The 25,550-nt window shown below is 73.6% G+C and carries 8 protein-coding genes and 1 pseudogene; 4 read left to right on the top strand and 5 right to left on the bottom strand.

Features of this window, described 5'->3' with window-relative positions; translation table 11 throughout:
- Positions 1 to 2,001: hypothetical protein (locus tag ACZ6TV_RS30220; protein ID WP_465300684.1), on the bottom strand; the 2,001-nt coding region annotated here is incomplete at its 3' end.
- Positions 2,002 to 2,282: 281 nt separating this feature from the next.
- Here ACZ6TV_RS30220 and ACZ6TV_RS30215 point away from each other — a divergent pair.
- Both ACZ6TV_RS30215 and ACZ6TV_RS30210 read left to right on the top strand, forming a co-directional pair.
- A complete protein-coding gene (locus ACZ6TV_RS30215; protein WP_465300683.1) occupies positions 2,283 to 3,524 on the top strand; it encodes a cytochrome P450 in 1,242 nt (413 codons plus the stop codon).
- A gap of 29 nt (positions 3,525 to 3,553) precedes the next feature.
- Positions 3,554 to 3,751, top strand: a complete 198-nt coding sequence (locus ACZ6TV_RS30210; protein ID WP_465300682.1) for a ferredoxin — start codon at positions 3,554 to 3,556, stop codon at positions 3,749 to 3,751.
- A gap of 195 nt (positions 3,752 to 3,946) precedes the next feature.
- Here ACZ6TV_RS30210 and ACZ6TV_RS30205 read toward each other — a convergent pair whose 3' ends face one another.
- The gene (locus tag ACZ6TV_RS30205) at positions 3,947 to 6,778 is read right to left on the bottom strand and encodes a LuxR C-terminal-related transcriptional regulator (RefSeq protein WP_465300681.1); all 2,832 of its coding nucleotides are present in this window, start codon (positions 6,776 to 6,778) and stop codon (positions 3,947 to 3,949) included.
- Between the two features lie 547 nt (positions 6,779 to 7,325).
- Complete coding sequence (locus tag ACZ6TV_RS30200) at positions 7,326 to 8,795, bottom strand: MFS transporter (protein ID WP_465300680.1); 1,470 nt, start codon at positions 8,793 to 8,795, stop codon at positions 7,326 to 7,328.
- Positions 8,796 to 8,989: 194 nt separating this feature from the next.
- Here ACZ6TV_RS30200 and ACZ6TV_RS30195 point away from each other — a divergent pair, with 194 nt between their 5' ends.
- Both ACZ6TV_RS30195 and ACZ6TV_RS30190 read left to right on the top strand, forming a co-directional pair.
- Complete coding sequence (locus ACZ6TV_RS30195) at positions 8,990 to 9,934, top strand: TIGR03564 family F420-dependent LLM class oxidoreductase (protein WP_465300679.1); 945 nt, start codon at positions 8,990 to 8,992, stop codon at positions 9,932 to 9,934.
- 1 nt (position 9,935) lies between these two features.
- Positions 9,936 to 11,015, top strand: a complete 1,080-nt coding sequence (locus ACZ6TV_RS30190; RefSeq protein WP_465300678.1) for an alpha/beta fold hydrolase — start codon at positions 9,936 to 9,938, stop codon at positions 11,013 to 11,015.
- 174 nt (positions 11,016 to 11,189) lie between these two features.
- Here the strand turns inward: ACZ6TV_RS30190 and ACZ6TV_RS30185 are convergent.
- Both ACZ6TV_RS30185 and ACZ6TV_RS30180 read right to left on the bottom strand, forming a co-directional pair.
- Positions 11,190 to 17,498: pseudogene (locus tag ACZ6TV_RS30185) on the bottom strand (SDR family NAD(P)-dependent oxidoreductase); the annotation flags it as partial.
- Positions 17,499 to 17,529: 31 nt separating this feature from the next.
- A complete protein-coding gene (locus tag ACZ6TV_RS30180) occupies positions 17,530 to 25,449 on the bottom strand; it encodes an SDR family NAD(P)-dependent oxidoreductase (RefSeq protein ID WP_465300677.1) in 7,920 nt (2,639 codons plus the stop codon).
- Between the last annotated feature and the right edge of the window lie 101 nt (positions 25,450 to 25,550).

Below are 25,550 nucleotides of genomic sequence, written 5' to 3'. Positions count from 1 at the left end.
GTACGCGGCGGCGCGGTCGGCGAGCGCGGCGGCCTGCTGGTCGGCGCCGACCGCGTGCAGCCCGTCGAGGAGCCCCGCGACGCGCGCCGGGTCGTCGACCGGGACGTGCGCCGCGGCGCGGTCGGCGAGCGTGGCGACCTGCCGGTCCGTGCCGGTCTCGGCCAGCCGGTCCAGCAGCTGGGTCACGGCGAAGGCGTCGTCGAGCGGGGCGTCGGCGGCGGCCCGGTCGGCGAGCGCGGTGACCTGGTGGTCCGCGCCGACGCCGCGGAGTCCGTCGAGGAGTGTGGTGATCGCGGCGGGGTCGTCGAGGCGGGTGTGGTGTGCGGCGCGGTTGGCGAGCGCGGTGACCTGGTCGTGCGCGCCGACGCCGCGGAGTCCGTCGAGGAGTGTGGTGATCGCGGCGGGGTCGTCGAGGCGGGTGTGGTGTGCGGCGCGGTTGGCGAGCGCGGTGACCTGGTCGTGCGCGCCGACGCCGCGCAGCCCGTCGAGGAGCGTGGCGACGGCGGCGGGGTCGTCGAGGGCGGTCTGCTCGGCGGCGCGGCCGGCGAGCGCGGTCACCTGCCCTTCCGCGTCCATCCCGCGCAGCCGCACCAGCAGCCCGGCGACGGCGGCCGGGTCGTCGAGGCGGACCCGGCCGGCGGGATCACGTCGCAGCAGTGCGGTGGTCTCGTCCCGCGCGGCCGCCCCGCGCAGCCCGTCCAGCAGCCACGCGACCGCGGCCGGGTCGTCGAGGGTGGTGTGCTCGGCGGTCCAGCGGATCGTGCGGACGTCCGTGCGGAGATGGGTCGCGGCGCTCAGGAGGTACAGCACACCGCGGCGGTCGCCGTGCGCGGCGGCGTTCTTGTGCAACTGCCCGGCGTCGCGGAACATGCCGCGCGCGTGGGCGGCCTCACCGAGCGTCGCCTGGTCGGCGGGGAACGTGTGCGCCGCCGCCGCGGCCCAGAACCCGGCCGGCGGCACCTGGCTCCTGCGCTGCTGCCGGCCGTGCTCGTCGAGGACGTCCGCGAGCCGGTAGGCCACGCCGGTGCCGAGGTCGGCCGGGTCGTGCCGGCGGACCCGGCCGAGGAGCGCGCCGGCGCCCCGGCACGGCGCCGCCGTGTAGGCCAGCGCCTGCTCCAGCCAGTCCTGGACCAGGGCGTCCCGCTCGGCGTGGGTCAGGTAGGCCGGCGCGGCGGCCGCCAGGAACCCGAGCGCCAGCGGTGCGCGGTGACCCAGCCGGCGGGCGTCCATCGCGGCGTCGACCAGCGCGCGGGCGGCGGGCGGGGCGGCACGGTAGCGGTCCAGCAGTGCCGGCGCCCCGGCGAGCCGCTGCGCGACCCGGCCGTCGCGGGCCTCCTCCAGTGCCATGCGGAGCCGGCCGTCGGCGGTGGCCGCCGCCCGCAGGTCCTCGAGCGCGGCGCCGGTGAACGCGCCGGGCACGGTGATGCCTGCGCCGCCCAGGACCGCGCGGGCCAGCACGTGCGGGGTGCCGCCGCGGGTGAGCCGTCCCCAGTGCGACGGCCAGAGCGTGCCCAGCACGAGGACCGGTGCCTGGCCGGCGTCGGCGAGCAGGCCGCGCAGCGCGGCGGCGAACCGCTCACCGGCGCCGCCGGGGGCGTCCAGGTAGCGTTCGATCCCGTCCAGCCACACCACGGTCCGCGGGGCCGGCCGGGACAGCCGCGCCAGGACGGCCTCGGGGTCGGGCTCGTCGAGCGGACGCCACAGCCGCCAGCCCGCCGGCAGCCGGTGGACCGCCTCCCAGCAGGCGCGGGACCTGCCCGTGGCGGGCCATCCCACGAGGACCGCCAAGGCGCTGCGCCCTTCGACCGCCCGGTCGATCACCCGGTCGAGCCGCTCGTCGTGCTCGCGCCGGACGTAGGGCGGCAGGGCCGGCCCGGCCGTTTCCGCGGCGACCGGGCGGTGCACCCCTACCGCGAACGGGTCGGTCAGCCCGGCGATCGGCTCGTCGAGGGCAACCGGCGTCGCGTCCCGCCGATCAGCGGGACGGGATGGCATGCTCACCACTTGGGCCGGCTCCTTCGAGATTGATCGATACCGGTAAATGCTGGCCGGACCTGGCGCCGGGCCGCGTTCCGATTCTACAAACTCGCGGAAACCATAAGCCGGTAGCGGGTGTCCCCTCCGCCACCCCTATTCGCGGCGGACAAACCCCTATGAAGAAATCGACATCCGCATTCTCTCGGCACGTGGCTTCCCTTGTGTGGCGTCTCCGATAGCGTCTATCGGCAAGTGGATCCGAAACGTCGTTTTGGCTACAGCGCGCGAATAGCAAAGGAGCCAGCATGACCACGTCGCCGACCGGCGCTCCCGACCGGGTGCAGGACGCCCTACCCGCATTCCCCATGCCCCGCGCGGCGGGCTGCCCGCTGGACCCCCCGCCGGCGCTGCGCGAGCTGCAGGCCGAGGGGCCGCTCGTGCGCGTCCGGCTCTGGGACGGCAGCACCCCCTGGCTGGTGACCAGGCACGCCGTGCAGCGCGCGCTGCTGGCCGACCCGCGCGTCGGCTCGGACACGCTGCTGCCGGGATACCCGCACGTCAGTGAGAGCTTCCGGGACCGTGCGGCGGACCTCCGCACGTTCATCACCATGGACGATCCCGAGCACGCCCGGCAGCGCCAGATGCTCAGCCCCTCATTCACCGTGCGGCGCATCGAGGAGCTGCGCCCGACGGTGCAGCGCATCGTCGACGACCTCATCGACGATCTGCTCGCCGGCCCGAAGCCGGTCGACCTGATGTCGGCATTCGCATTGCCGGTGCCGTCACTGGTCATCTGTCACGTGCTCGGCGTCCCGTATGAGGACCACGAATTCTTCCAGCGCACGAGCCGGCTGCTCATCCACCGGGACACCGCGGCGGAGACCGCGCTGGCGGCGCAGTTCGAGCTGGTCGGCTATCTCGACGACCTGATCGGCCGCAAGCTCGCCGACCCCGCCGACGACCTGCTGTCGCAGCTGGCCACCGAGCAGCTCAAGACCGGGCAGATGACCCGCCCGGACCTCGCCATGATGGCCCTGCTGCTGCTGGTCGGGGGCCACGAGACCAGCGCCGACATGATCGCCCTGGGCACCTTCGCCCTGCTCACGAACCCGGAGCAGCTCGCCGCGCTGCGCGACACCGACGACCCCAAGCTGATCGCCGGGGCCGCCGAGGAGCTGCTGCGGTACCTGTCCGTGACGCACGGCGGCCGCCGCCGGGTCGCCCTGGAGGACATCGAGATCGAGGGCCGGCTGATCCGGGCGGGCGAGGGACTGATCATGCCGGCCGAGATCGGCGACCGCGACGAGCTGGCCTACGCCGACCCGGACAGGCTGGACGTGCACCGCGACGCGCGCCAGCACCTGGCCTTCGGCTTCGGCATGCACCAGTGCCTGGGTCACCCGCTGGTCAGGGTCGAGCTGCAGGCCGTCTACGGCACGCTGTACCGCAGAATTCCCACCCTCGCCCTCGCGGTGCGCCCCGACGAGCTCGAGTTCAAGAACGAGGGATTCGTGTATGGCGTCCATGAATTGCCCGTGACCTGGTGACGTCACCCGGACCCGAGAAGGGAAGTCACATGCGTGTTTCCGTGGACGAGGACAGGTGCATCAGCTCCGGTCACTGCGTCATGGCTTCGCCCGAGGTTTTCGACCAGCACGAGGACAGTGGCATCGTGTGGCTCCGGACCAGCGATCCGGGTGCGGAGCACGAGGCCGGCGTCCATGACGCGGCCGCGATCTGCCCGGTGATGGCGATCACGGTCGCCGAGTCGTGACCTTCCGCTTCCGGCCCGCGGCGGTTGCCGCGGGCCGTCGGCGCACCCCGCGCCAACGAAACACGCACGCCGTGCTGTGCTTTCAGCCGGTCGGTGCGCCTCCGGCGGGGCGCCGCGCTTCGGTCAGGCTCTCCGCCTTTCAGTGAGAGCGCCGTTCCGTGGCAGCGCCGCGCTTGCCGGCCGGGCGTCGCGCGGTCAGTCGGCCATCGCGCGGACGCCGGAGATCCGCGTGATCGCCAGCGTGCGCTGGAACCGGGCCGCCAGCTCGGCGCGCCGCTTCACCTTCAGCTTGCGGTACACGCGGCTGAGGTGCTGCTCGACGGTGCTGACCGAGACGAACAGCTTCTGCCCGACCTCCCGGTTGGTGTATCCCTGCGCGGCCAGCACCGCCACGCGGCGCTCCGCCTCGGTGAGCGACACCGTCTCGTCGGCCGCGGCGGCGGCTTCGGGGGCGGTGCCGACCCGTGACGGGTCCTCGCCGACCACGGACCGTCCGCCGAGGTGCAGCCGTGACGTCTCGGCGATCCGCCGGGCCCGGCGGGCCAGCACGCGGGCGCGGGACGCCTTGCCCATCGAGAAATGGGTCTCGCTCAGCTCGTGCAGCGTGCGGGCCAGCTCCACGGTGTCGCCGCAGTCCTCCAGCGCCTCGACCGCCTGGGTGAGCAACGCGAGCCGCCGCCCCGGCGTGGAGGTCGCGGCCGCGAGCACCCGGAGCGCGACCCCGCGGGCCGGGCCGCCGCCGGCGTCGGCGAGCTCGAGCTGGGCCTCGGCCAGGACCCTGGCGCGGTCGACCTTGCCGGCGCGCAGCAGCGCCTGCGCCAGGTCGGTGCGCCACGGCACCAGGTTGGGCCGGTCCATCCCCCAGCGCCGCATCGTGTCGCCGCAGACCTGGAAGTCCTCGATCGCGGCGTACACCTGCCCGGTGGCGAGGTAGAACTGGCCGCGGGCGTGCCAGTACAGCAGCCCGAAGCGGGTCTCGGCGATGCCCCGGGGCGGCACGTGCTGGACCAGGCGGGCGGCCTCGTCCAGCTCGCCCATCGCGGTGTGCGCGGCGATCAGGCAGTGCAGCGGGGCGCCGAGCCGCACCCCCCAGCCGGCCGGGGTCAGGGCGCTCATCGCGAAGCCGGCGTGGCGGACCGCCGCCGGCAGGTCGCCGTGGCGCAGGGCCGCCTCGGCGCGTAACGACGACACCAGTGCCGTGCCGATGGAGCTGCGCACCCGGGCCGCGTTGTCCATCAGCACGGCGCACCAGCGTTCGGCGGCGTCGAGGTGCCCGGCGTAGATGAGCACCTCCAGGGCCGAGATCATCGGGTAGTGGGCCGCGTCCACCGGCGACGAGCCGCGCAGCAGATAGTCGGCCTCGAGGGCGGAGTCGCGCGCCCGTCTGCCCAGCAGCAGGTCGCCGAGCAGGTCGGCGGCGCGTAGTTCGGAGGTCGGTGCCTCGGTGATCCGGACGGACGGCAGGCCCGGCAGCAGGCCCGGATAGGTGCAGGCGAGCCACGAGAAGAAGGCGGCCCGTTCGGTGCTGCCCGGGCTCCGGTCGGCGAGCGCCCGGATGGCCTCGGTGGCGGCGTCGTACCGGCCGTACCAGAGCATGTTGCGCACGACCGCGACGGCCTCGCGGTCGGGCAGATGCCCCTTGCGGACCGCGGCGGGCAGGCCGGGAAAGCGGTGCGTCACCTCGGAGGGATGTAACCGCCATTCCGCGGTCGCGCGTAACGCGTCGATCTCGGTCCGCTCCTGCGGCGAGACGGCCTGTTCGCCGATGAGCTCGAGGTAGGACAGGGCGATCTCGTAGTCCTCGGTGGCCAGCGCCTTGCGGGCCTCGCGGCGCAGCAGGTCGGTGGCCCACGGTGCGGCCGGGCAGCCCGCCGCGAGCAGCTGGGCGAGCACCGCGCCGGTGGGGGCGCCGTAGCGGTGCAGGACGAGCGCCACGTGCTCGCGCATGCCGGTCAGCTCGTCGGCCTGGCAGTCGCGCAGCACCGCCGCGCGCGCCGTCGGGTGCCGGAACCGCAGCCCGGTGAGCACGCCGGCGGCGTCGAGCCGATCGACGAGCTGGCCGGTCACCTCGACCGAGTAGGCCAGCAGCCGGGCCAGCAGGGGCAGCGGGGGAGGCTCCTCGAGCACGGCCAGGATCCGCGCGGCCCGCACGGCCTCCGCGCCGAAGCGGCGCAGCGATCGGATGACGGCGTCGCTGAACGCGTCGGCCACGACGACTCCGGGCACCTCGCCGTCGACGGCTGAGCGCGCGCAGTCGTCGATGAGCGCGCGCAGCAGCAGGGGATTGCCGCCGCTGATCTCGTGCAGCGGGCCGGCGAGCTGGGCGGTCGCCGGCGCGCTGAGCGACTCGCCGACCATGGTGGTGACGCCCTCGCGGGTCAGCGGGAGTAACCGGATGTGGCGGGCATACGGCTGCCGCAGAATCTCCGACCTCATGGCCTGGAAGCGCGGGCGGGCGCTGGTGGACTCGTTGAGCACGACCACGACGCGTGCGGTGCTGATCCGCACCAGCAGGTACATCATGACGTGCAGCGAGAACGAGTCCACGTGCTCGAAGTCGTTGACCGCGATGACCACGCACCGGCGGTCCACCAGGCCGAGCAGGAGGTCGAGCAGGCCCTGCGCGACCTCGGCCTGCCACGCGTTGATGCCGTCGCCGGTGCAGGGATCGTCCTCGAGGAGGTGCGCGGCTACGGCCTGGTTGCTCAGGAGCGCGGCCGCCGCGGCGCGGTGCTCGGCCGGCAGCTGTGGGCTGCCGAACAGCTGTTTGATCACGGTCAGTGGCAGTGCCCGCTCGGCGAACGAGCACGACGCGGTGAGCACGAGCGGTCCGGCGCCGGCCCCGTCCGGTGCGTCCGGGTCTTCGTGGTGCTCCAGGTCGTGGGTGACGTAATTGAGGAACGTGTTGACGAGCGCGGTTTTGCCCATCCCGACTGACCCGCTCAGCAGGATGACGGTCCCGCAGCCGCTTTGGCCGAGCTTGAATGCATCCTTCAGTTCCCGCAGTTCAGCGTCTCGCGCGGTCACGATGCGTGGCCCTTCCCCCGTGCTTCCTGGGTGCTCTTTCCGGCGATCATCGCCTTGTGCGGTGCCATAGCACGACGATCGGCATCGATGCCACGACCGTCCCTGACTGGTCAACAACGCCACGGTAGGCGATCGTCGCAGAATATAGTCGGCAACATGCAAGGTGCAAGGTCGCCTTGAGATAGTTAACAAGCTCGATTTGTTCGGTGTGCTCCCTGACGGCTTCCCGTTAGGTTCGGGAGCGAGCGTTTGCGCAGGTGGAGGCCGATGCGGCGGACGCCAAGAATCCGCAGACGCGGCCGCGTCTGCGGATTCTGGTGCACGTCATCAACCATATGGCCGCACCCTGAGTGAAGCTCGGGCGCGGGCCGCGAGATCTCCGTGGTCGCTGTGAAGGGGGCGGCCCGGAAATTGGTTTCTGGAGGCGCAGTATGGATCAGATGTCGTGCCGATGGCCAGTGTTCAGCGTTGTTTTTCTGATTGCTGCAAGATCACGTGGACAAAGCAACCATACGAAGTCGACACATTGACGGTCATCACTAGCATACTAGCTTGCCGCGGCGGGCTTGCGAGGGAGCAGCAGTGCGGTGAACACCGACAGCAGCAGCAGGCCGGCCGAGGCGAGGAAGCCGAGCTGGAAGCCGTCGGTCGCCGCGTTGATCTGGTCCACACCGGCCTGCAGCTGATGGCTGGTGTAGCCGGCGGCGATCGCGGCGATGACGGAGAGGCCGAGGGCGCCGCCTGTGACGCGCGACACGTTGATCAGGCCCGATGCGACGCCCTGCTGATCGTCGGGCACGCCCATGCCGGCGGCCAGGGACAACGGAAGGAAGGTCAGGGCCATGCCCACACCGATGATGAGCGACGGACCGAGGATGTTGACCAGGTAGGTGCCGTCCGGGCCGGACAGTGCGAGCAGGGCCATGCCGACCGTGGCGATCACCGAGCCGATGACGACGGTGGCCCGGATGCCGAGGGCCTGAAGGATCCTGGGCGTCTGCTGGGCGGAGACCAGAATGATCAGCGTCTGCGGGATGTAACCCAGGCCGGTCTGCAGCGGGTTGTAGTGCAGCACCTCCTGCTGATACAGCGTGGCGACGTAGAGCATCGCGAACATGCCGCTGCCGACCAGCGCCTGGGTGATGTTGGCCCCGACGACGTTGGGAATCTTGACCAGCGAGAACGGCAGCAGCGGGTCCTTGGCCACGCGTCCCTCGTGCAGGACGAAGTAGGCGAGGAGCGCGAGACCCGCGGCGAACGGCACGAGGGCCTGCGGGGAGCTCCAGCCCTCCTGGCTGCTCTGGATGATGCCGACGGTGACCAGCAGCACGCCGGCCGTCGACGCGACGGCGCCGACGAGGTCGAAGCGCTGGGTGCGCCGGGCGGGCCGCTCGTCGCGATCGAGCCAGAGCAGCGCGCCGGCGATCACCGCCGCGCACACCGGCAGGTTGATGAGGAAGATCCAGCGCCAGCCCGGCCCGATGGTCAGCAGGCCGCCGACGGCGAGGCCGAAGATGCCGCTGAGGCCGGCCGCCATGCCCCACGCCGCGATCGCCTTCGCCCGCGGGCCCTCCGGGAAGATCCGTGCCAGCAGTGCCAGCGTCATGGGGCTGATGAGCGCGGCGCCGCACCCCTGCAGGACCCGCATCGCGACGAGGGTCCAGTCGTCGGAGGCCAGGCCGGCGACCAGTGATGCGACGGCGAAGACGCCGAGACCGGCCAGCAGGACCCGCCGGTGGCCGAGGATGTCGCCCGCGCGCCCGCACAGCAGCAGGAAGCCGCCGAACGTCACGAGATAACCGTTGACCACCCAGCTGAGGCTCGCCTCGCTGAAGCCCAGCTCGCCTTTGATCTGCGGCAGGGCGACATTCATGATCGAGATGTCGATCGTGTCCAGGATCTGCGCCGCGCAGATCACCACGACGATGAGCGTGTGGCGGCGGGTCCAGACGAACGGCGCCTTCTCCTGCACTGCCGCCTGTGGCGTGTCGTTACGCAGCTGCTGCGCGTCGGTCACTTCGATGCCCTCGCACTACTTGACGAACGGTCGGTCAGTGTCGCCAGCGTAGTCAGCTTACCGATCGGTCGTCAAGTTGACGGGAGTGGTGCGGCGGGGGACACGGGCGCGCACACGCAAGCGAGGCTTTAGCCCCGGTGCGCAGAGTCCGGGGTAAGGAAACGCCCAGTCTGAGCTGTGGAAGGGCCGGCCACATGACGCAGCACATCGGAGTGATACTCACCCCTGCCGCCGACGTCGGCTCGGAGGTGACGAACATCGTCGACACGCTGATCGAGAAGACCCGCGAGGCGGCTGACGCCGGGGTCACGTCGGCCTGGTTCTCCCAGCTGTTCGACCACGACGCCATCACGGCGGCCGCGATCGTGGGACGCGAGGTGCCGGGCATCGAGATCGGCAGCGGCGTGGTGCCGCTGTGGCCCCGTCATCCGCTCACCATCGCCTCGCAGGCGCAGACCGCGCAGGCCGCCACCGGCGGCCGCTTCACCCTCGGGATCGGGCTCGGCGCGCAGGCCATGATGGAGCCCGCCTTCGGCCCCGGGTGGGAGCGGCCCATCCGCCGCCTGCGCGAGTCCCTGATCGTGCTGCGCCAGGTGTTCGACGGGCAGCAGCCGGACTTCGCCGGTGAGGTGATCACGGCGAAGCCGATCATGCCCGCCGTGGTGCCGGGCGGCGGCGGTGTGCCCGTGGTCGTCGCGGCCGTGGGATCGCAGGCGCTGCACGTGGTCGGCGAGCTCGCCGACGCGGCCATGCCGTTCCTGGCCGGGCCGCGCGCGCTGGCCGAGCACATCATCCCGGACGTCGCGAAGGGCGCGGAGGCGGCGGGCCGGCCGATGCCCAGGATCATCGCGGCCGTTCCCGCGGTGGTGACCGACGAGGTCGAGAAGGTCCAGGCCATCGCGAACGAGGGCTTCTGGTACTACCCCGACCTGCCCTCCTACCGGCGCCTCTTCGCCGCGGAGGGCGTGACGCACCCGGCGGCGGTGGCCCTGATCGGCGACGAGGACGTGGTGGCCAAGGGCATCCAGCGCTACTTCGACGCCGGCGCCGACGCCGTCGTGCTGAGCCAGTCCGCGATCCATTCCGAGGCCGAGCGGCAGCGCACCTGGAAGCTCGCCGGCCAGCTCGCCAAGGGCTGACATGAACGACGTCGCGGAACTCAAACAGTTCGCCGTCCTGCACGCCCGGTCGCAGCAGATCCCGCCGGACCGGTGCCAGGCGGTGCTCGACCGGATCGACAACGACGACGACGGCGAGCCGGGATCCTGGGCGGTCGAGTGGTCGAACTCGGCCGCCGAACTGCGTGAGGCCGGTGACCTGCTGGCGGCGTCCCGCCACTGGACGATGGCCCGCTTCCCGTACGTCGACGGACCCACCCGGCAGAAGGCGCTGGACCAGGCGGTCGCCGCCTACGACGCCTGGCGGACCGGTGTCGTGCCGCTGCGGCTCGACACACCACGGGGCGAGCTGCGCTGCTGGGCGACGGAGCCGTCGCCCGGCCCGCCCCGGCCGCTGCTGCTGATCATGGGTGGCATCGTCAGCACCAAGGAGCAGTGGGCGCCGGCGCTGCCGCTGGTCCGGCAGCTGGGCATGACCGGTGTGGTGGCGGAGCTGCCGGGTGTCGGTCAGAACACCCGGTCCTACGACTGGGACAGCTGGCGGATGATCCCGGACATCCTCGACGCGCTCGGGGAGACCGCGGCCGGCGTGGACGTCTACCTGCTCGCGCTCAGCTTCAGCGGCCACCTCGCGCTGCGCGCCGCCGCGCACGACCGGCGGCTGCGCGGGATCGTGCTGGCGGGCGCGCCGGTGCACGACTTCTTCACCGACCAGGTCTGGCAGCGCGGCATCCCCCGGGTCACCCGGGACACCCTGGCCCACCTGACCGGCTCGCAGCCGGGTGAGGTGGCCGGGAAGATCAGTGCCTGGGGCCTGACCGACGAGGAGCTGGCGGCGGTCCGGATCCCGGTGCGCTGCGTCGTGAGCTCGCGCGACGAGGTGATCCCGCGGTCCGACGTGGCCCGGCTGGTCCGGACGCTGCCCGGCGTGCGGGTGCTCGAGCACGACGACGTCCACGGCTCACCGGACCACGTCGTCGAGTCGCAGCTGTGGAGCGTCCTGTCCGTGCTGCGGATGCGCCGTGCCCTTCCCCTGCGGCGGGCGGCCATCATGGGAGCGCTCGCCGTGACGCGGCTCCGCCGCCGCTTCGGCGCCGCATAAACGCTCCTCTCTGTAGCGACAACCGCACGCAGAACCGCTCGCCGGCCCCCGATCGGGGGCCGGCGAGCGGCGTTTCCGGTCCTGGCCCGCTCAGCCGAGGGCCGCGCCGACCTGGCGGCCGGTGCGGCTCGCTCAGCCGAGGGCCGCGCCGACCTGGCGGCCGGTGCGGCCCGCTCAGCCGAGGGGGCGGCCGATCTCGCGGTCGATGAGGGCGAAGATCTCCGACACGGAGGACTCCCGGATCTGCTCGCCCACGGTGGACCGCTCCCCGGTGCTCGTCCACCCGGCCAGCAACGCCCGCAGCCGGGCCACCACATCCTGCCACGCGGGCGACGCCTGATCGGCCTCCTTGGCGGTCCGCTCCAGGGCCTCCAGGTGGACGATCGCGGCGAGCGCCGGGTCCGGTGCGGCCCCGATCAGCTCGCCGCTCAGGTAATCGGTGAGCGCCGACGGGGTCGCGTAGTCGAAGGCGATCGTGGCCGGCAGATTCAGGTCCACCGCGACGCTGAGCCGGTTGCGCAGCTCCACCGACGTCAGCGAGTCGAACCCCAGGTCCTTGAACGGCGTCCCGGGATCGACCGCGCCCGGGTCGTCGAACGTCAGCACGGTCGCGACGTGGGTACGGACCAGGTCCAGGACGGCCCGCTGCTGATCGGCGCCGGTCAGGCCGGCCAGCCGCGCGGCGAAGGACTCCGCCGTCTCCGCGGTGGCGGACGCCGCTCGGCGCACCTGGGCGCGCATGAGCCCGCGCAGCATCGGCGGCACGGCGTCGCGGGCGGCGGAGGTGTCGACACCGATCGGGGCGATCAGCGACTCCGGCCGGTCGAACGACGCGTCGAACAGGTCCAGGCCCTGCTCTACGGAGAGCGGCACCAGCCCGGTGCGCCGCATCCGGGCCAGGTCCACGTCGCTCATGTGCGACGTGAAGGAACTGGTCACGGACCACAGCCCCCACGGCAGCGACGTGCCGCTGAGACCGTTCGCCTGGCGGTGCGCGGCCAGCGCGTCGAGCGCCGCGTTGGCCGCCGCGTAGCTGCCCTGCCCGGGGCCGCCGAGCAGGCCGGCGGCGGAGGAGAACGCCACGAACGCCGCGAGGTCCCGGCCCCGGGTCAGCTCGTGCAGGTGCCGCGCGCCGTCGACCTTCGAGCGGAGCACCACGCCGAGGTCGTCGGCGGTGATCGAGTCGACGGTCGCGTCACGGGACACCCCGGCGGCGTGGACGACCGCCGTGAGGGGACGCTCCGCCGGGATCCGGTCGAGGACGCCCGCCAGCTCGTCGCGGCTGCCCACGTCGGCCGCGAACGTCGTCACCTCGGCGCCCAGGTCCGTCAGCTCGGCGGTGAGCGTGGCGGCGTCCGGCGCGTCCGGGCCGCGGCGGCTGACCAGGGCGAGGTGCCGCACGCCGTGCCGCTCGACCAGCCGCCGGGCGATCTGCCGGCCGAGCACGCCGGTGCCACCGGTGATCAGCACGGTACCGGCCGGGTCGGGCGCCCGGGGTACGGTCACGACCACCTTGCCCACGTGACGCGCCTGCTGGACGTACTGGAAGGCGGCCGGTGCCTGCCGGAGGTCCCAGGTGGTCGTCGGCAGCGGCCGGAGGTCACCGGACTCGAACAGCGCCGACAGGTCCGCGAGCATCTCGGCGATCCGGTCCGGGCCGGCCTCGACCATGTCGAAGGCCCGGTACTGCGTGCCGGGATGCCGCTGCGCGACAGTTTCGGCGTCCCGGATGTCGGTCTTGCCCATCTCCAGGAAGCGGCCGCCGGTGCGCAGCAGCCGCAGTGACGCGTCGACGTACTCGTACGCCAGGGAGTTGAGCACGACGTCGATGCCGGCGTCGCGGAACCGCTCCTCGAACCCGAGGTCGCGGGACGAGGCCAGGTGCGCGTCGTCGAAGCCGAGCTCCCGCAGCGCGCCCCACTTGCCGGGGCTGGCCGTGCCGTACGTCCGCACCCCCCACAGCCGGGCGAGCTGCTGCGCCGCCATCCCGACGCCACCGGCGGCCGAGTGGATGAGCAGGCGTTCCCCCGCCTTGATGCGCGCCAGGTCCGCGAGGCCGTAGTACGCGGTCAGGAACGTCACGGGTACCGTGGCGGCCTGCGCATGCGTCCAGGCGTCCGGGATCCGCATGAGGTTGCGATGGTCGGTGACCGAGACCGGCCCCAGGCAGCCGGGGAAGAGCCCCGCCACGCGGTCGCCGGGCGCGAAGCCCGGCACGGCGTCCCCAACGGCGGTCACCACCCCTGACCCGTCCGTGCAGAGCGCCGGCACGGCGCCGGGGTACATGCCGAGCACGACCAGGATGTCGCGGAAGTTCAGGCCGACGGCGCGGATGCCGACCCGCACCTCGAGGGGCGCGAGGGGCCGGTCGGCGGCCGTGTCGGCCACGATCGTGAGGCTGTCGACGGTCCCGCCGCCGTCCATCCCGACCCGCCACGCGTCGGAGCCGTGCGGGGGCGTCAGGATCCGCACCGCCGCTGCCCGTTCCAGCCGCGGCGTGTACGGGACGCCGCGCCGCACCGCCAGCTCCGGCGGGCCGAGCAGGACCGCCGCGGGGACGGCCGCGGCGGACGCGGGGTCGTCGTCGATGTCGACGAGGGTGAAGCGTCCGGGCCGTTCGTTCTGCGCGCTGCGGATCAGCCCCCATGCCGGTGCCGCGTCCAGGTCGACGTCCTCGCCGGGGCGGGTGGACACCGCACCCCGGGTGAGGACGGCCAGCCGCGTGTCGCGGAAGCGTTCGTCGCCCAACCACGCCTGGACCCGCTCCAGGGTGGCGGCGATCGGCCCGGTCGCGCAGAGCGCCGCGACGGCCGGCGGGTCACCCGCGTCGCCGTCCCGCACCGCGCCGCCCAGGGACGCGAGGCCGAGGGTGTCGGGACCGATCAGGGCGAGTGGTCCTGCCTCGTCCCCGGATGCTTCGCGGACCGCGGTCCACTGGAGCACGAGCAGCGACTCGCCGGCGGGCCGCGCGTCGCTGACCCGGAGGGCGGCGGGGTCCACCGGGCGCACCCGGACGGACCCGACGCCGGCCACCGGCTCGCCGGCCGGGTCGGCGAGCTGCAGGGACACCAGGTGCTCGCCGGTGCGGCGCAGCCGGACCCGCACCGCGGTCGCGCCGGTCGCGAACAGCTCGACGCCGCTCCAGGAGAACGGGATGAGCACGTCGTCGCCGGGGCTGCCGCCGAGCGCCAGCGAGTGCATGCAGGCGTCGAACAGCGCCGGATGGATCCGGAACCGTTCCGCCTCGGCGTGCCGTTCGGCGTCCAGCGCGACCTCGGCGTAGATGTCGTCGCCGTCCCGCCAGGCGGCCTCGAGGTTGCGGAAGTCCGGTCCGTAGTCGTATCCGAGCTCGGCGAGGTCCTCGTACATCCCGGTGATGTCCAGCGGGGTCGCGCCCGGCGGCGGCCAGGACGCCGCCCACGCGTACGTCTCCGGTCCCGGCGTCTCCGCGCTGATCGACCCGGTCGCGTGCGTCGTCCACGGGATGTCGCCGGCGGCGCCCTGCGGCCGTGAACGGACGGTGAAGCCCCGCCTGCCCGCGGGATCGGCGGCGCCGACGTCGACCTGCAGGTTCGTCGCGCCCGTGGCGGGCATCGGCAGCGGCTGTTCGATGGTGAGCTCGGCGATGTGTGGCGCGTCGAGGGCGGCGCCGGTGTGGAGGGTGAGGTCCAGCAGGGTGGTGGCGGGGGCGATGGGCGTGCCCAGGATGGTGTGCTGGCCGAGCCAGGGATGCGTCTTGGGGTTGATGCGTCCCGTGTAGACGGTCTGGTCGCCGGGGAGGGCGACGGAGCTGGTGAGGTGGGGGTGGCTGGTCGGGTCGAGTCCGAGGTCGGCGGGGTTGGTGTCGGTGCTCGGCGTGAGCCAGTAGTGCTGGTGTTGGAAGGGGTACGTGGGAAGCCCTGCGGCGGTGGTCGTGCCCGGCCAGGTGATGGTGTGGCCGGTGTGGGTGTGGACGGTGGCGAGCGCGGTGAGCAGCGTGTGCGTCTGGGGTTTGGTGCGGTGCTGGACGCCGAGGTTGAGTGCCCCGGTGAGGTGTGGGGTGAGCTGGGTGTCGGGCCCGATCTCCAGGAATGTCGTGGTGCCGTGGTCGGCGAGATGGCTCAGCGCCTGGTGCAGGTTGACGGTGCCCCTGGCGTGCGCGGCCCAGTCGATGGTGGTGAGGGGCCCGGCGTCGGTGCAGGAGATGACGGGGATCGCGGCGGGGTGGTGGGTGAGTCGCGCTGCCACGTCGGCGAGCGGGCCGAGGACGGGGTCCATCTGCGGGGAGTGGAAGGCGTGGCTGACGTGCAGCCAGCGGGTCCGGTGGCCGGCCGCGCGGAGCTTGGCGTCGACCGGCTCCAGGGCCTCCCTCGGTCCGGAGATGACGACCGAGGTGGAGGAGTTGACGGCCGCGATGGCGATGTCGTCGGTCAAAAACGGCTGGAGCGTGTCGGGGCTGGTGTTGGTGGCGAGCATGGCGCCGCCGGGTGGGAGGTGTTGCATGAGGGTGGCTCGGGTGGTGATGAGGGTTGCGGCGTCGGGGAGGGTGAGGATCCCGGCGGCGTGTGCGGCGGTGATCTCTCCGATGGAGTGCCCGGCGAGGTAGTGGGGCGTGATGCCGGTGCTGCGGATGAGTCGGTAGAGGGCGGTCTCGACGGCGAAGATGGCGGGTTGCGCGTTGCCGGTCTGGTTCAGTACTTCGGCCGGTCCGTCGAACATGAGGGTTTTGAGGTTCGGGTCGAGGTGGGCGAGTGCCTCGTCGAGCGCGTCGGCGAAGACCGGGAACGCGGCGTAGAGGTCTTTGCCCATGCCGGGGTACTGGCTGCCCTGCCCGGTGAACACGAACGCGGTCTTGCCGGTACTGCGACCGGCCCCGGAGCTGGTGATCAGGGCGGGAGCGCCGGTGCCTTCGGTGAGCGCGGTGAGCGACGCGTGCAGCTCGGCGGGATCGGTGGCCACGATCGCCGCCCGGTGCGGCATCCCCGCGCGGCTCGCGGCGAGCGTCCGGGCGACCGCGTTGAGATCATCCCCCGCGGCGGCGGGCAGCAGCCGCGTCGCGTAGTCGGCCAGTGCCCGCTCGGACCTGGCCGAGATCAGCCACGGCAGGAGCACGTCCGGCTCCGCGGCGGCATCCGCCGGCGCCGGGGACTGCTCGACGATGACGTGCGCGTTGGTGCCGGACAGGCCGAACGACGACACCGCGGCGCGCCGCGGGTGGCCGGTGGCGGTCCAGGGCAGCGCGGCGGTCAGCAGCTGGATGCTGTCGTCCCAGCTCACGTGCGGCGTGGGCGCGTCGACGTGCAGGGTCTGCGGCAGCGTGCCGTGCCGCATCGCCTGGATCATCTTGATGATGCCCGCGACGCCGGCCGCGGCCTGGGTGTGGCCGATGTTCGACTTGATCGAGCCGAGGTACAGGGGCCGGCCGACGGGACGGTGCCTGCCGTACGTGGCCAGCAACGCCTGCGCCTCGATGGGGTCGCCGAGCGCGGTGCCGGTGCCGTGGGCCTCGACCGCGTCGATGTCGGCGGGGGACAGGCGGGCGTTCGCGAGGGCCTGCCGGATGACCCGTTCCTGCGACGGCCCGTTCGGTGCGGTGAGACCGTTGCTGGCACCGTCCTGGTTCACCGCCGACCCGCGGATCACCGCGAGCACCGGGTGGCCGTTGCGTTCGGCGTCGCTGAGACGTTCGAGCAGGAGCAGTCCGACGCCTTCGGCCCAGCCGGTGCCGTCGGCCGCCGCCGCGAACGACTTGCACCGCCCGTCCGGCGCCAGTCCCCGCTGCCGCGAGAACTCGATGAACGCGCCCGGCGTGGCGATCACGGTGGCGCCGCCCGCCAGGGCCAGGGAGCATTCGCCGGAGCGCAGCGCCTGACCGGCGAGGTGGACCGCGACCAGCGACGAGGAGCAGGCGGTGTCGAGAGTGACGGCGGGGCCGTGCAGGCCGAGGGTGTACGCCACCCGGCCCGAGGCGACGGCGCCGGTCTTGCCGGTCACCATGTAGCCCTCGACCTCCTCCGGCGCCCTGCCCGCCTCGGGACCGTAGTCGTGGTACACGATCCCGGCGTAGACGCCGGTGTCGCTGCCGTGCAACGCGGCGGGGTCGATGCCCGCGGACTCGATCGTCTCCCACGCGACTTCGAGGAGCAGCCGCTGCTGCGGGTCGGCGGCGAGCGCCTCACGCCGGTTCATCTCGAAGAACGCCGCGTCGAACTGGTCCGCGTCGTAGAGGAAGCCGCCGTGGCGCGTGTACGACGTGCCGATCCGGTCCGGGTCCGGGTCGTAGACCCCGTCGGTGTCCCAGCCCCGGTTGTCGGGGAACGGGCCGATCGCGTCGGTGCCGGTGTCGACGAGCCGCCACAGGTCCTCCGCCGAGCGGACCCCGCCGGGGAACCGGCACGCCATCCCCACCACCGCGATCGGCTCGTGCCGGGCCGCCTCCACCTCGGCCAGGCGCTGACGGGTGTCCCGGAGGTCGGTGACGGCGCGCTTCAGGTAGCTGCGCAGCTTTTCGTCGTCGGACATCAGGTGACCCCAATCAGAGTTCGTTGTCGATGATGGCGAACATCTCTTCGTCGGACACCGAGTCCAGGTCGGCTGCGCCGGACCGGCCGGCCGGCAGCCCGGCGCCGACCCGCGCCGCGAGGTCGGTGAGCCGCCCGGCGAGCCAGCTGCGGGAGTCGGCGTCGGAGACCTCCGCGAGCGTGATCTCCAGCCGCGTGAGGTGCTCCTCCAGCAGCTGGGTGGCCGACGACGCGGTCGGGACCACCCGCTCGCAGATGTACCCGGCCAGCGTCGTGGGCGTCGGGTAGTCGTAGACGAGCGTGGCCGGCAGCGGCACCCCGGTGACGTCGGCGAGGCGGTCCCGCAGCTCTGTCGCGGTGAGGGAGCTGATGCCGAGCTCCTGGAACGGCTGGTCCGCGGCGACCGACTCGGGCCCGGCATGACCGAGCACGTCGGCCAGGGCCTGCCGGACGATGACCAGCACGACGTCCTGCCGCTCCTCGGCGGGCCGGTCCTCGAGCTCGCGCCGCAGGTTGAACGATGTCCGTGCCTGCCTGGGCGGCTTCACCGCGGGTGCGCCGCCGGCCAGGCGCGCGGCCACGAGACGGGGGCGGTCGCTGGTGAGCACCTGGTCGAAGAGGATCAGGGCGGCGGCCGCCGGCATCGGGACGCACCACTCTGTATCGCCGGCGGTCTCGCTCCACGGGCCCCACGCCACGGCGGTCGCCGGCAGTCCCTTGGCGTGCCGGACCGTGGCCAGGCCGTCGGCGAACGCGGCGCCGGCGGGGCCGACGTAGGAGGAGAACAGCACGAACGCCGCGAGCTCCCGGTCCTCGGTGCGCCGGTGGAGATGCCATGCGGTCCCCGGGGCGTCGGCGGTGTGGACGACGGCCGTGAGCGGGTGCTCCGGCGGGATTCCGGCCAGGGCCGCGTCGATGGCTTCCGGGTCGAGGTGCGGCGTGAGGAGCACGTGCCGCAGGCCGTGCCGGGCGGTGAGGTGCTCGGCGATCAGCGCGCCGGCGGCGGTGCCCGCACCGGTGACCAGGACCGTGCCCTCCGGATCCCAGCCGACGACCGGCGCGGCCCGCCGGGGCAGCTCGACGAGCTCCGGGACGCGCAGCTCACCGTCGTCGCAGGCGTACCGCGGACGGCCACCGGCGAGGCAGTCGGCGAGCAGCGCCGGGGTGAGCGCCGAGCCGGGGGCGACGTCGGCGAGGACCAGCCGGCCGGGGTGCTCGGCCTGGACGGTGCAGAGCCTGTCCCAGACCGCGGCGGCGGCGAGCGTGCCGGTGGTGGCGCCGCTGGTCAGCATCAGGAGGCGGACGTCGGCGAGCCGGTCGTCGGCGAGGAACCGCCCCACTAAGGTCGGGGCGGTGCGGGCGTCGTCATCGTCCGCCGGCGCCGAGCAGACGACCGCCCGCGGGAGCGTCTCCAGGGCGAGGAGCTCGTCGAGACCGGCCACCTCGTCGAGACCGTCCACAATGGAGGCGCCGAGCGCCACCGGGAGGCCCGCGCCCGTCTGAGTGGGCAGCGGTTGCCACTGCACCACGCGGAGCGGCTGCAGCGCGAGCGCCGCGATCCGGTCGGCTGCGAGGGTCTCGAACCTGACCGTGCCGAACGAGGCGACCGGCAGGCCGTCCAGGTCGCTGACGGTCACGGCGTACCCATCGCCGGTGGGACGGACCCGCACCCGGATGTCGGTGGCCCGGTGCCCGGTGAACGCCACCTCGCCCCAGGACGACGGGAACGAGATCGAGGCCGGCGGCGCGGTGTCGAGATCGGCGAACGCCGCGGCGTGCAGCGCGGCGTCGAGGAGCGCGGGGTGGATGACGTGGTCGCCGTCGGTGCCGGTGGGCGGGAGGCCGGCCTCGGCGTAGACGTCCTCGCCGTGCGTCCAGGCGGCGGTCACGCCACGGAACGCGGGCCCGTACTCGTAGCCGCGTTCGGCGAGTCGGGCGTAGACGTCGTCCAGGTCCAGCGGCACCGCATCCGCGGGCGGCACGCACGACGTCGCGTGATGGGCGGCGGGCACGGGCGAGACCACGGCGTGGGCGTTGCGGACCAGCGGCGCCGGCTGCGGGCCTTCGGCCGCCGAATGCACGCTGACCTGACGCAGCCCGGTCTCGTCCGGTGCCGTGACGGTCACCTGGACGCGGACCGCGCCGCCGTCCCTGAGCGGCAGCGGCTGCTCGATGGTGAGTCCGGTGATGTACGGCGTGTCGTGGCCGGTGGCGGTGTGGACGATCAGGTCGAGCAGGGTGCTGGCGGGGGCGACCGGCGTGCCGAGGATGGTGTGCTGCTCCAGCCACGGGTGGGTCCTGGTGCTGATCCGTCCCGTGTAGGTCGTGTCGCCGTTGGGCAGGGTGATGGAGCCGGTGAGGTGCGGGTGGCTGGTCGGGTCCAGGCCGAGGCCGGCGGGGTCGGCGTTGGTGGTCGGGGTGAGCCAGTAGTGCTGGTGCTGGAAGGGGTACGTGGGCAGGTCGGTGACCGCGGTGGTGGTGCCCGGCCAGGTGATGGCGTGGCCGGTGTGGGTGTGGACGGTGGCGAGCGCGGTGAGCAGGCTGTGCGTCTGCGGTCTGGTGCGGTGCTGGACGCCGACGTTGAGCGCCCCGGCGAGGTGCGGGGTGAGCTGGGTGTCGGGCCCGATCTCGAGGAACGTGGTGGTGCCGTGGTCGGTCAGGTAGGTGACCGCGTCGTGGAAGTTGACGGTGTTCCGGGCGTGCCCGGCCCAGTGGGAGGCCCAGTCGGTGCCGGCGGCGAGGGGCGCCGCGGTGGTGCAGGAGATGACCGGGACGGCGGCCGGGTGGTGGACGAGCCCGGCCGCGGCCGCGCCGAGCCGGCCGAGGGCGGGGTCCATCTGCGGGGAGTGGAAGGCGTGGCTGACGTGCAGCCAGCGGGTCCGGTGACCGTCGGCGCGGAGCCTGGCGTCGACGGCTTCGAGACTGTGCTTCGGCCCGGAGACGACCAGCGACGTCGGGGAGTTCACGGCCGCGATCGCGGTGTCGTCGGTCAGGAACGGCCGGACGGTGTCCGGGGTGGTGCTGGCCGCCAGCATGGCACCGCCGGGCGGGAGGTGCTGCATGAGGGTGGCTCGGGTGGTGATGAGGGCCGCCGCGTCGGGGAGGCTGAGGATGCCGGCGGCGTGTGCGGCGGCGATCTCTCCGATGGAGTGCCCTGCCAGGTAGTCGGGTGTGACGCCGGTGCTGCGGACAAGCCGGTAGAGGGCTGTTTCGACGGCGAAGATCGCCGGTTGTGCGTTGCCGGTCTGGTTGAGCTGGTCGGCTGGGCCGTCGAACATGAGGGTTTTGAGGTTCGGGTCGAGGTGGGTGCACACCTCGTCGAGGGCGTCGGCGAAGACGGGGAACGCGTGGTAGAGGTCTTTGCCCATGCCGGGGTACTGGCTGCCCTGGCCGGTGAACACGAACGCCGTCTTGCCGGTGCTGCGACTGACCCCGGCGTTCGTCATCGCCGTGTGGCCGGCCAGGGCGGTGCGGAGCTCGGCGGGGTCGGCGGCGATGATCGCGGCCCGGTAGGGCATCCTCGCGCGGCTCGCCGCGAGCGTGCGGGCGACACCGTTGAGGTCGCCGCCGCCGGCCGCCGGGAGCAGCCGGGTCGTGTAGTCGGCGAGCGCCTGTTCCGTCTTGGCTGAGATCAGCCACGGCAGGAGCACGTCCGGCTCGTCGGCGGCGTCCGCTCGCGCCGGCGGCTGCTCGACGATGACGTGGGCGTTGGTGCCGGAGATCCCGAACGACGACACCGCCGCGCGGCGCGGGCGCGACAGCTCGGGCCACGGCAGGGCCGAGGTGAGCAGTTGGACGCTGCCGTCCCATTCGACGTGCGGTGAGGCTTCGTCGGCGTGCAGGGTTCGGGGCAGGGTGCCGTGCCGCATCGCCTGGATCATTTTGATGATGCCGGCGACACCGGCGGCGGCCTGGGTGTGGCCGATGTTCGACTTGATCGAGCCGAGCCACAGCGGTGCGTCGGCCGGGCGGTTCCTGCCGTAGGTGGCGTGCAAAGCCTGGGCTTCGATGGGGTCGCCGAGGGTGGTGCCGGTGCCGTGGGCCTCGACCGCGTCGATGTCGGCGGCGCCGAGCCCGGCGTTCGCGAGAGCCTGCCGGATCACCCGCTCCTGTGAAGGCCCGTTGGGTGCGGTGAGGCCGTTGCTGGCACCGTCCTGGTTCACCGCCGACCCGCGGATCACCGCGAGCACGGGATGGCCGTTGCGTTCCGCGTCGCTGAGACGTTCCAGGAGGAGCATGCCGGCGCCTTCGGCCCAGCCGGTGCCGTCCGCGCCGGTGCCGAACGACTTGCACCGCCCGTCCGGGGCCAGGCCCCGCTGCCGCGAGAACTCGACGAACGCGGCCGGTGTCGCGAGGACCGTGGCACCGCCGGCCAGCGCGAGCGTGCATTCGCCGGTCCGCAGGGCCTGGCTCGCCATGTGCACGGCGACGAGCGAGGAGGAGCAGGCGGTGTCGACGGTGACGGCCGGTCCCTGCAGGCCCAGGGTGTAGGCGATGCGCCCGGTGGCGACACTGCCGGCGGTACCGGTCCCGAGCAGCCCCTCGAGGTGCGCGGGCTGGGCGAGGGTGGCGTAGTCGTGGTACATGAGCCCGGCGTAGGTGCCGGTGTCGGTGCCGTGCAGGGTGGTGGGGTCGATGCCCGCGGACTCGATGGCCTCCCACGCGGTCTCGAGGAGCAGCCGCTGCTGCGGGTCGGTGGCGAGGGCCTCGCGCGGGGACATCTCGAAGAAGGCGGCGTCGAAGTCGCCGGCGTCGTGCAGGAACCCGCCGTGCCGGGTGTACGAGGTGCCGGCGTGGTCGGGGTCCGGGTCGTAGAGGGCGTCGTTGTCCCAGCCGCGGTTGTCGGGGAACGGCCCGATGGCGTCGGTGCCGCTGTCGACGAGCTGCCACAGGTCCTGCGGTGAGCGGACGCCGCCCGGGTACCGGCACGCCATCCCCACCACCGCGATCGGGTCGTCGCCGCCGACGGCCGTGGACGCCGCGACGGTGACGGGCGCGTGTCCGCCGAGGAGCTCCCCGAGCAGGAACGCGGCGAGCGCGGCCGGCGACGGATGGTCGAACACCATGGTCGCGGGCAGCCGCAGGCCGACCGCCGCCGCCAGCCGGTTCCGCAGCTCGACCCCCATGAGCGAGTCGAAGCCTAGCTCCTTGAACGTCCGGTCCAGGTCGACCGACTCGACGCTGCCGTGGTCCAGCACCGCCGCGATCGCCGAGCGGATGAGTCCGAGCAGGTGGTCCGTGCGTTCCCGCGGTGACTGTGCCGCCAGCCGGCCGGCCAGTGCGGGGCCGGGTTCGCGGGACGCCGCGGTCGCCTTCCGCGGGCCCGCCGGGACCAGGTCGCGGAACACGGCCGGGAGCCGGCCCGCGTCGGCGAGCCGGCGCAGGCCGGGCCGGTCCAGATCGGTCGTGACGACACCGGGCGCGTCACCGGCCAGCGCCGCGTCGAACAGTGCCAGGCCGTGGCCGGTGGCGAGCGGCCGGATGCCGTTGCGGCTCATCCGCCGCCGGCTGACGTCGTCGAGGTTCGCGGTCATGCCGCTGGACTCGTCCCACAGGCCCCACGCCATGGACGTGGCGGGCAGCCCCCGCGCCCGGCGCCGGGCGGCGAGCGCGTCGAGGAACGCGTTGGCCGCGGCGTAGCCGGCCTGCCCGGCGCTGCCGACGGTGCCGGCCAGCGAGGAGAACAACACGAACGCGGCGGGCGGCCGGTCCTCGGTGAGCCGGTGCAGGTGCCAGGCCGCGTCCGCCTTGGGCGCCAGGACCCGGTCCAGGCTCTGCGGCGTGAGGACCGTGGCGGTGGCGTCGTCGACGACCCCGGCGGCGTGGACGACCGCGGTCAGCGGATGGGCGTCCGGCACCGCGGCGAGCTCGGCGGCGAGGGCATCGGCGTCGGCGATGTCGCAGGCGTGGACGACGACCTCGGCGCCGAGGCCGGTCAGCTCCGCGGTGAGCGGCTCGGCGCCGGGCGCGGCCGGTCCGCCGCGGGACAGCAGCAGCAGGTGGCGGACACCGTACCGGGTGACCAGATGCCGGGCGACGAGCCCGCCGAGCGTGCCGGTGCCACCGGTGATCAGCACTGTGCCCGCGGGGTCGAGGGCCGGTGCCGCGCCCGGCGGCGGCGCCGCGGACAGGCGCGGCACGTGCAGGACGCCGCCGCGGATCGCCACCTGCGGCTCGCCGGTGGCCACCGCGGCCGCCAGCCGGGCGAGCGAGACGGGGGCGCCGTCGACGTCGACGAGGACGAACTGCTCGGGATGCTCCAGCTGCACGCTGCGCATCAGGCCCCACACCGCCGCGGCGGCGGGGCCGGCGGCCGGCGCGTCCGGCCCTGCCGCGACCGCGCCGCGCGTCACGAAGGCCAGCCGCGACGACGCGAGCCGGTCGTCGGCGAGCCACTGCCGCACCGCGTCGAGGGCGTCCCGCAACGCGACCCGCACGGCGTCCGGCGGCTCGGCGTCAGCGGGTGGCACGGCCGGGACGAAGACGACGTCGGGGGGCGGCGCGCCGGTGTCGAGCGTCGCGCGCAACGCCGCGATGCCGGCGTGGACGTCGCCGGCCGCGCCGGGAAGCTCGCCGATGACCGCGGTGCTGCCCACTGTCTGCCCGGGGACCTCGGCCAGCGCGGGCCAGCCCAGTACCAGCGCCGCCGGTGCCGCAGACCGGTCCCGCAGCGCGTCCGCCGGCAACGGGCGCAGCGTCAGCGAGTCCACGGTGACCACCGGCGCACCGGACGGATCGGTCATCTCGATCGCGTAGCCGTCGCCGGTCCGGGACAGCAGCACCCGCAGCGTCGTGGCGCCGACCGCGTGGATGCGTACCCCGCGCCAGGAGAACGGCACCAGCCGGTCGTCGGGCGTGCCCAACGCGATGGGGTGGAGGGCGGCGTCGAGGAGCGCGGGATGGACGGTGTACGCGTCGGCGTCGCCGGTGGCGGCGAGCGTGACCTCGGCGGCGATGCCGTCGCCGTGCCGCCACGCGGCGGTCAGGCCCTGGAACGCCGGCCCGTACTCGTAGCCGTGTTCGGCGAGACGGGTGTAGGCGTGGTCCAGGTCGATCGGTGTGGCACCGGCGGGCGGCCACGCGGTGCCGCGGGCAGGCGGCGCGGGCGTGACGTCGCCGGACCGCAGCACCCCGGTGGCGTACCGCACCCAGTCCGGCTCGTCGGCGGCGTCGTTCGGGCGGGCGTAGACGTCGACGGTGCGCCGGCCGCCGTCGTCGGGGCCGACGAAGCAGTGGACGGCCAGCCCGCCGGAGGCGGGGACGACCAGCGGCGCCTCGATGAGGAACTCGTCGAGGCGGAGGCAGCCGACCTTCTGCCCCACGGTGAGCGCCAGTTCGACGAACGCCGTGCCGGGCAGCAGCGGGGTGCCGGCGAGGGCGTGGTCGGCGAGCCATGGCTGGTCGCCGAGGGACAGCCCGCCGGTGATCAGGACGCCGCGGCCGTCGCCGATCTCCGCCGTCGCGCGCAGCAGCGGATGGTGCATCGCCGTGAGCCCGAGTGTCCTGGCGTCCGTAGCGCGCGCCGACGGCGCCGGCCAGTACCGCTGGTGCTGGAAGGGGTACGTGGGCAGGTCGGTGACCGCGGTGGTGGTGCCGGGCCAGGTGATGGCGTGGTCGGTGTGGGTGTGGACGGTGGCGAGCGTGGTGAGCAGGGTGCGGGTCTGTGGTTTGGTGCGGTGCTGGACGCCGACGTTGAGCGCCCCGGTGAGGTGCGGGGTGAGCTGGGTGTCGGGCCCGATCTCGAGGAAGGTGGTGGTGCCGTGGTCGGTCAGGTAGGTGACCGTCCCGTGGAAGTTGACGGTGCCCCTGGCGTGTCCGGCCCAGTCGATGGAGGTGAGGCGCGCCGCGGTGGTGCACGAGATGACGGGGATCGCGGCGGGGTGGTGCGTGAGCCGCGCCGCGGCGTCGGTGAGCCGGGTGAGGACCGGGTCCATCTGGGCGGAGTGGAAGGCGTGGCTGACGTGCAGCCAGCGGGTCCGGTGACCGTCGGCGCGGAGCCTGGCGTCGACGGCTTCGAGACTGTGCTTCGGCCCGG

Source organism: Dactylosporangium sp. NPDC051087, assembly GCF_055586325.1.
This window is presented reverse-complemented; position numbering and strand designations above follow the sequence as displayed.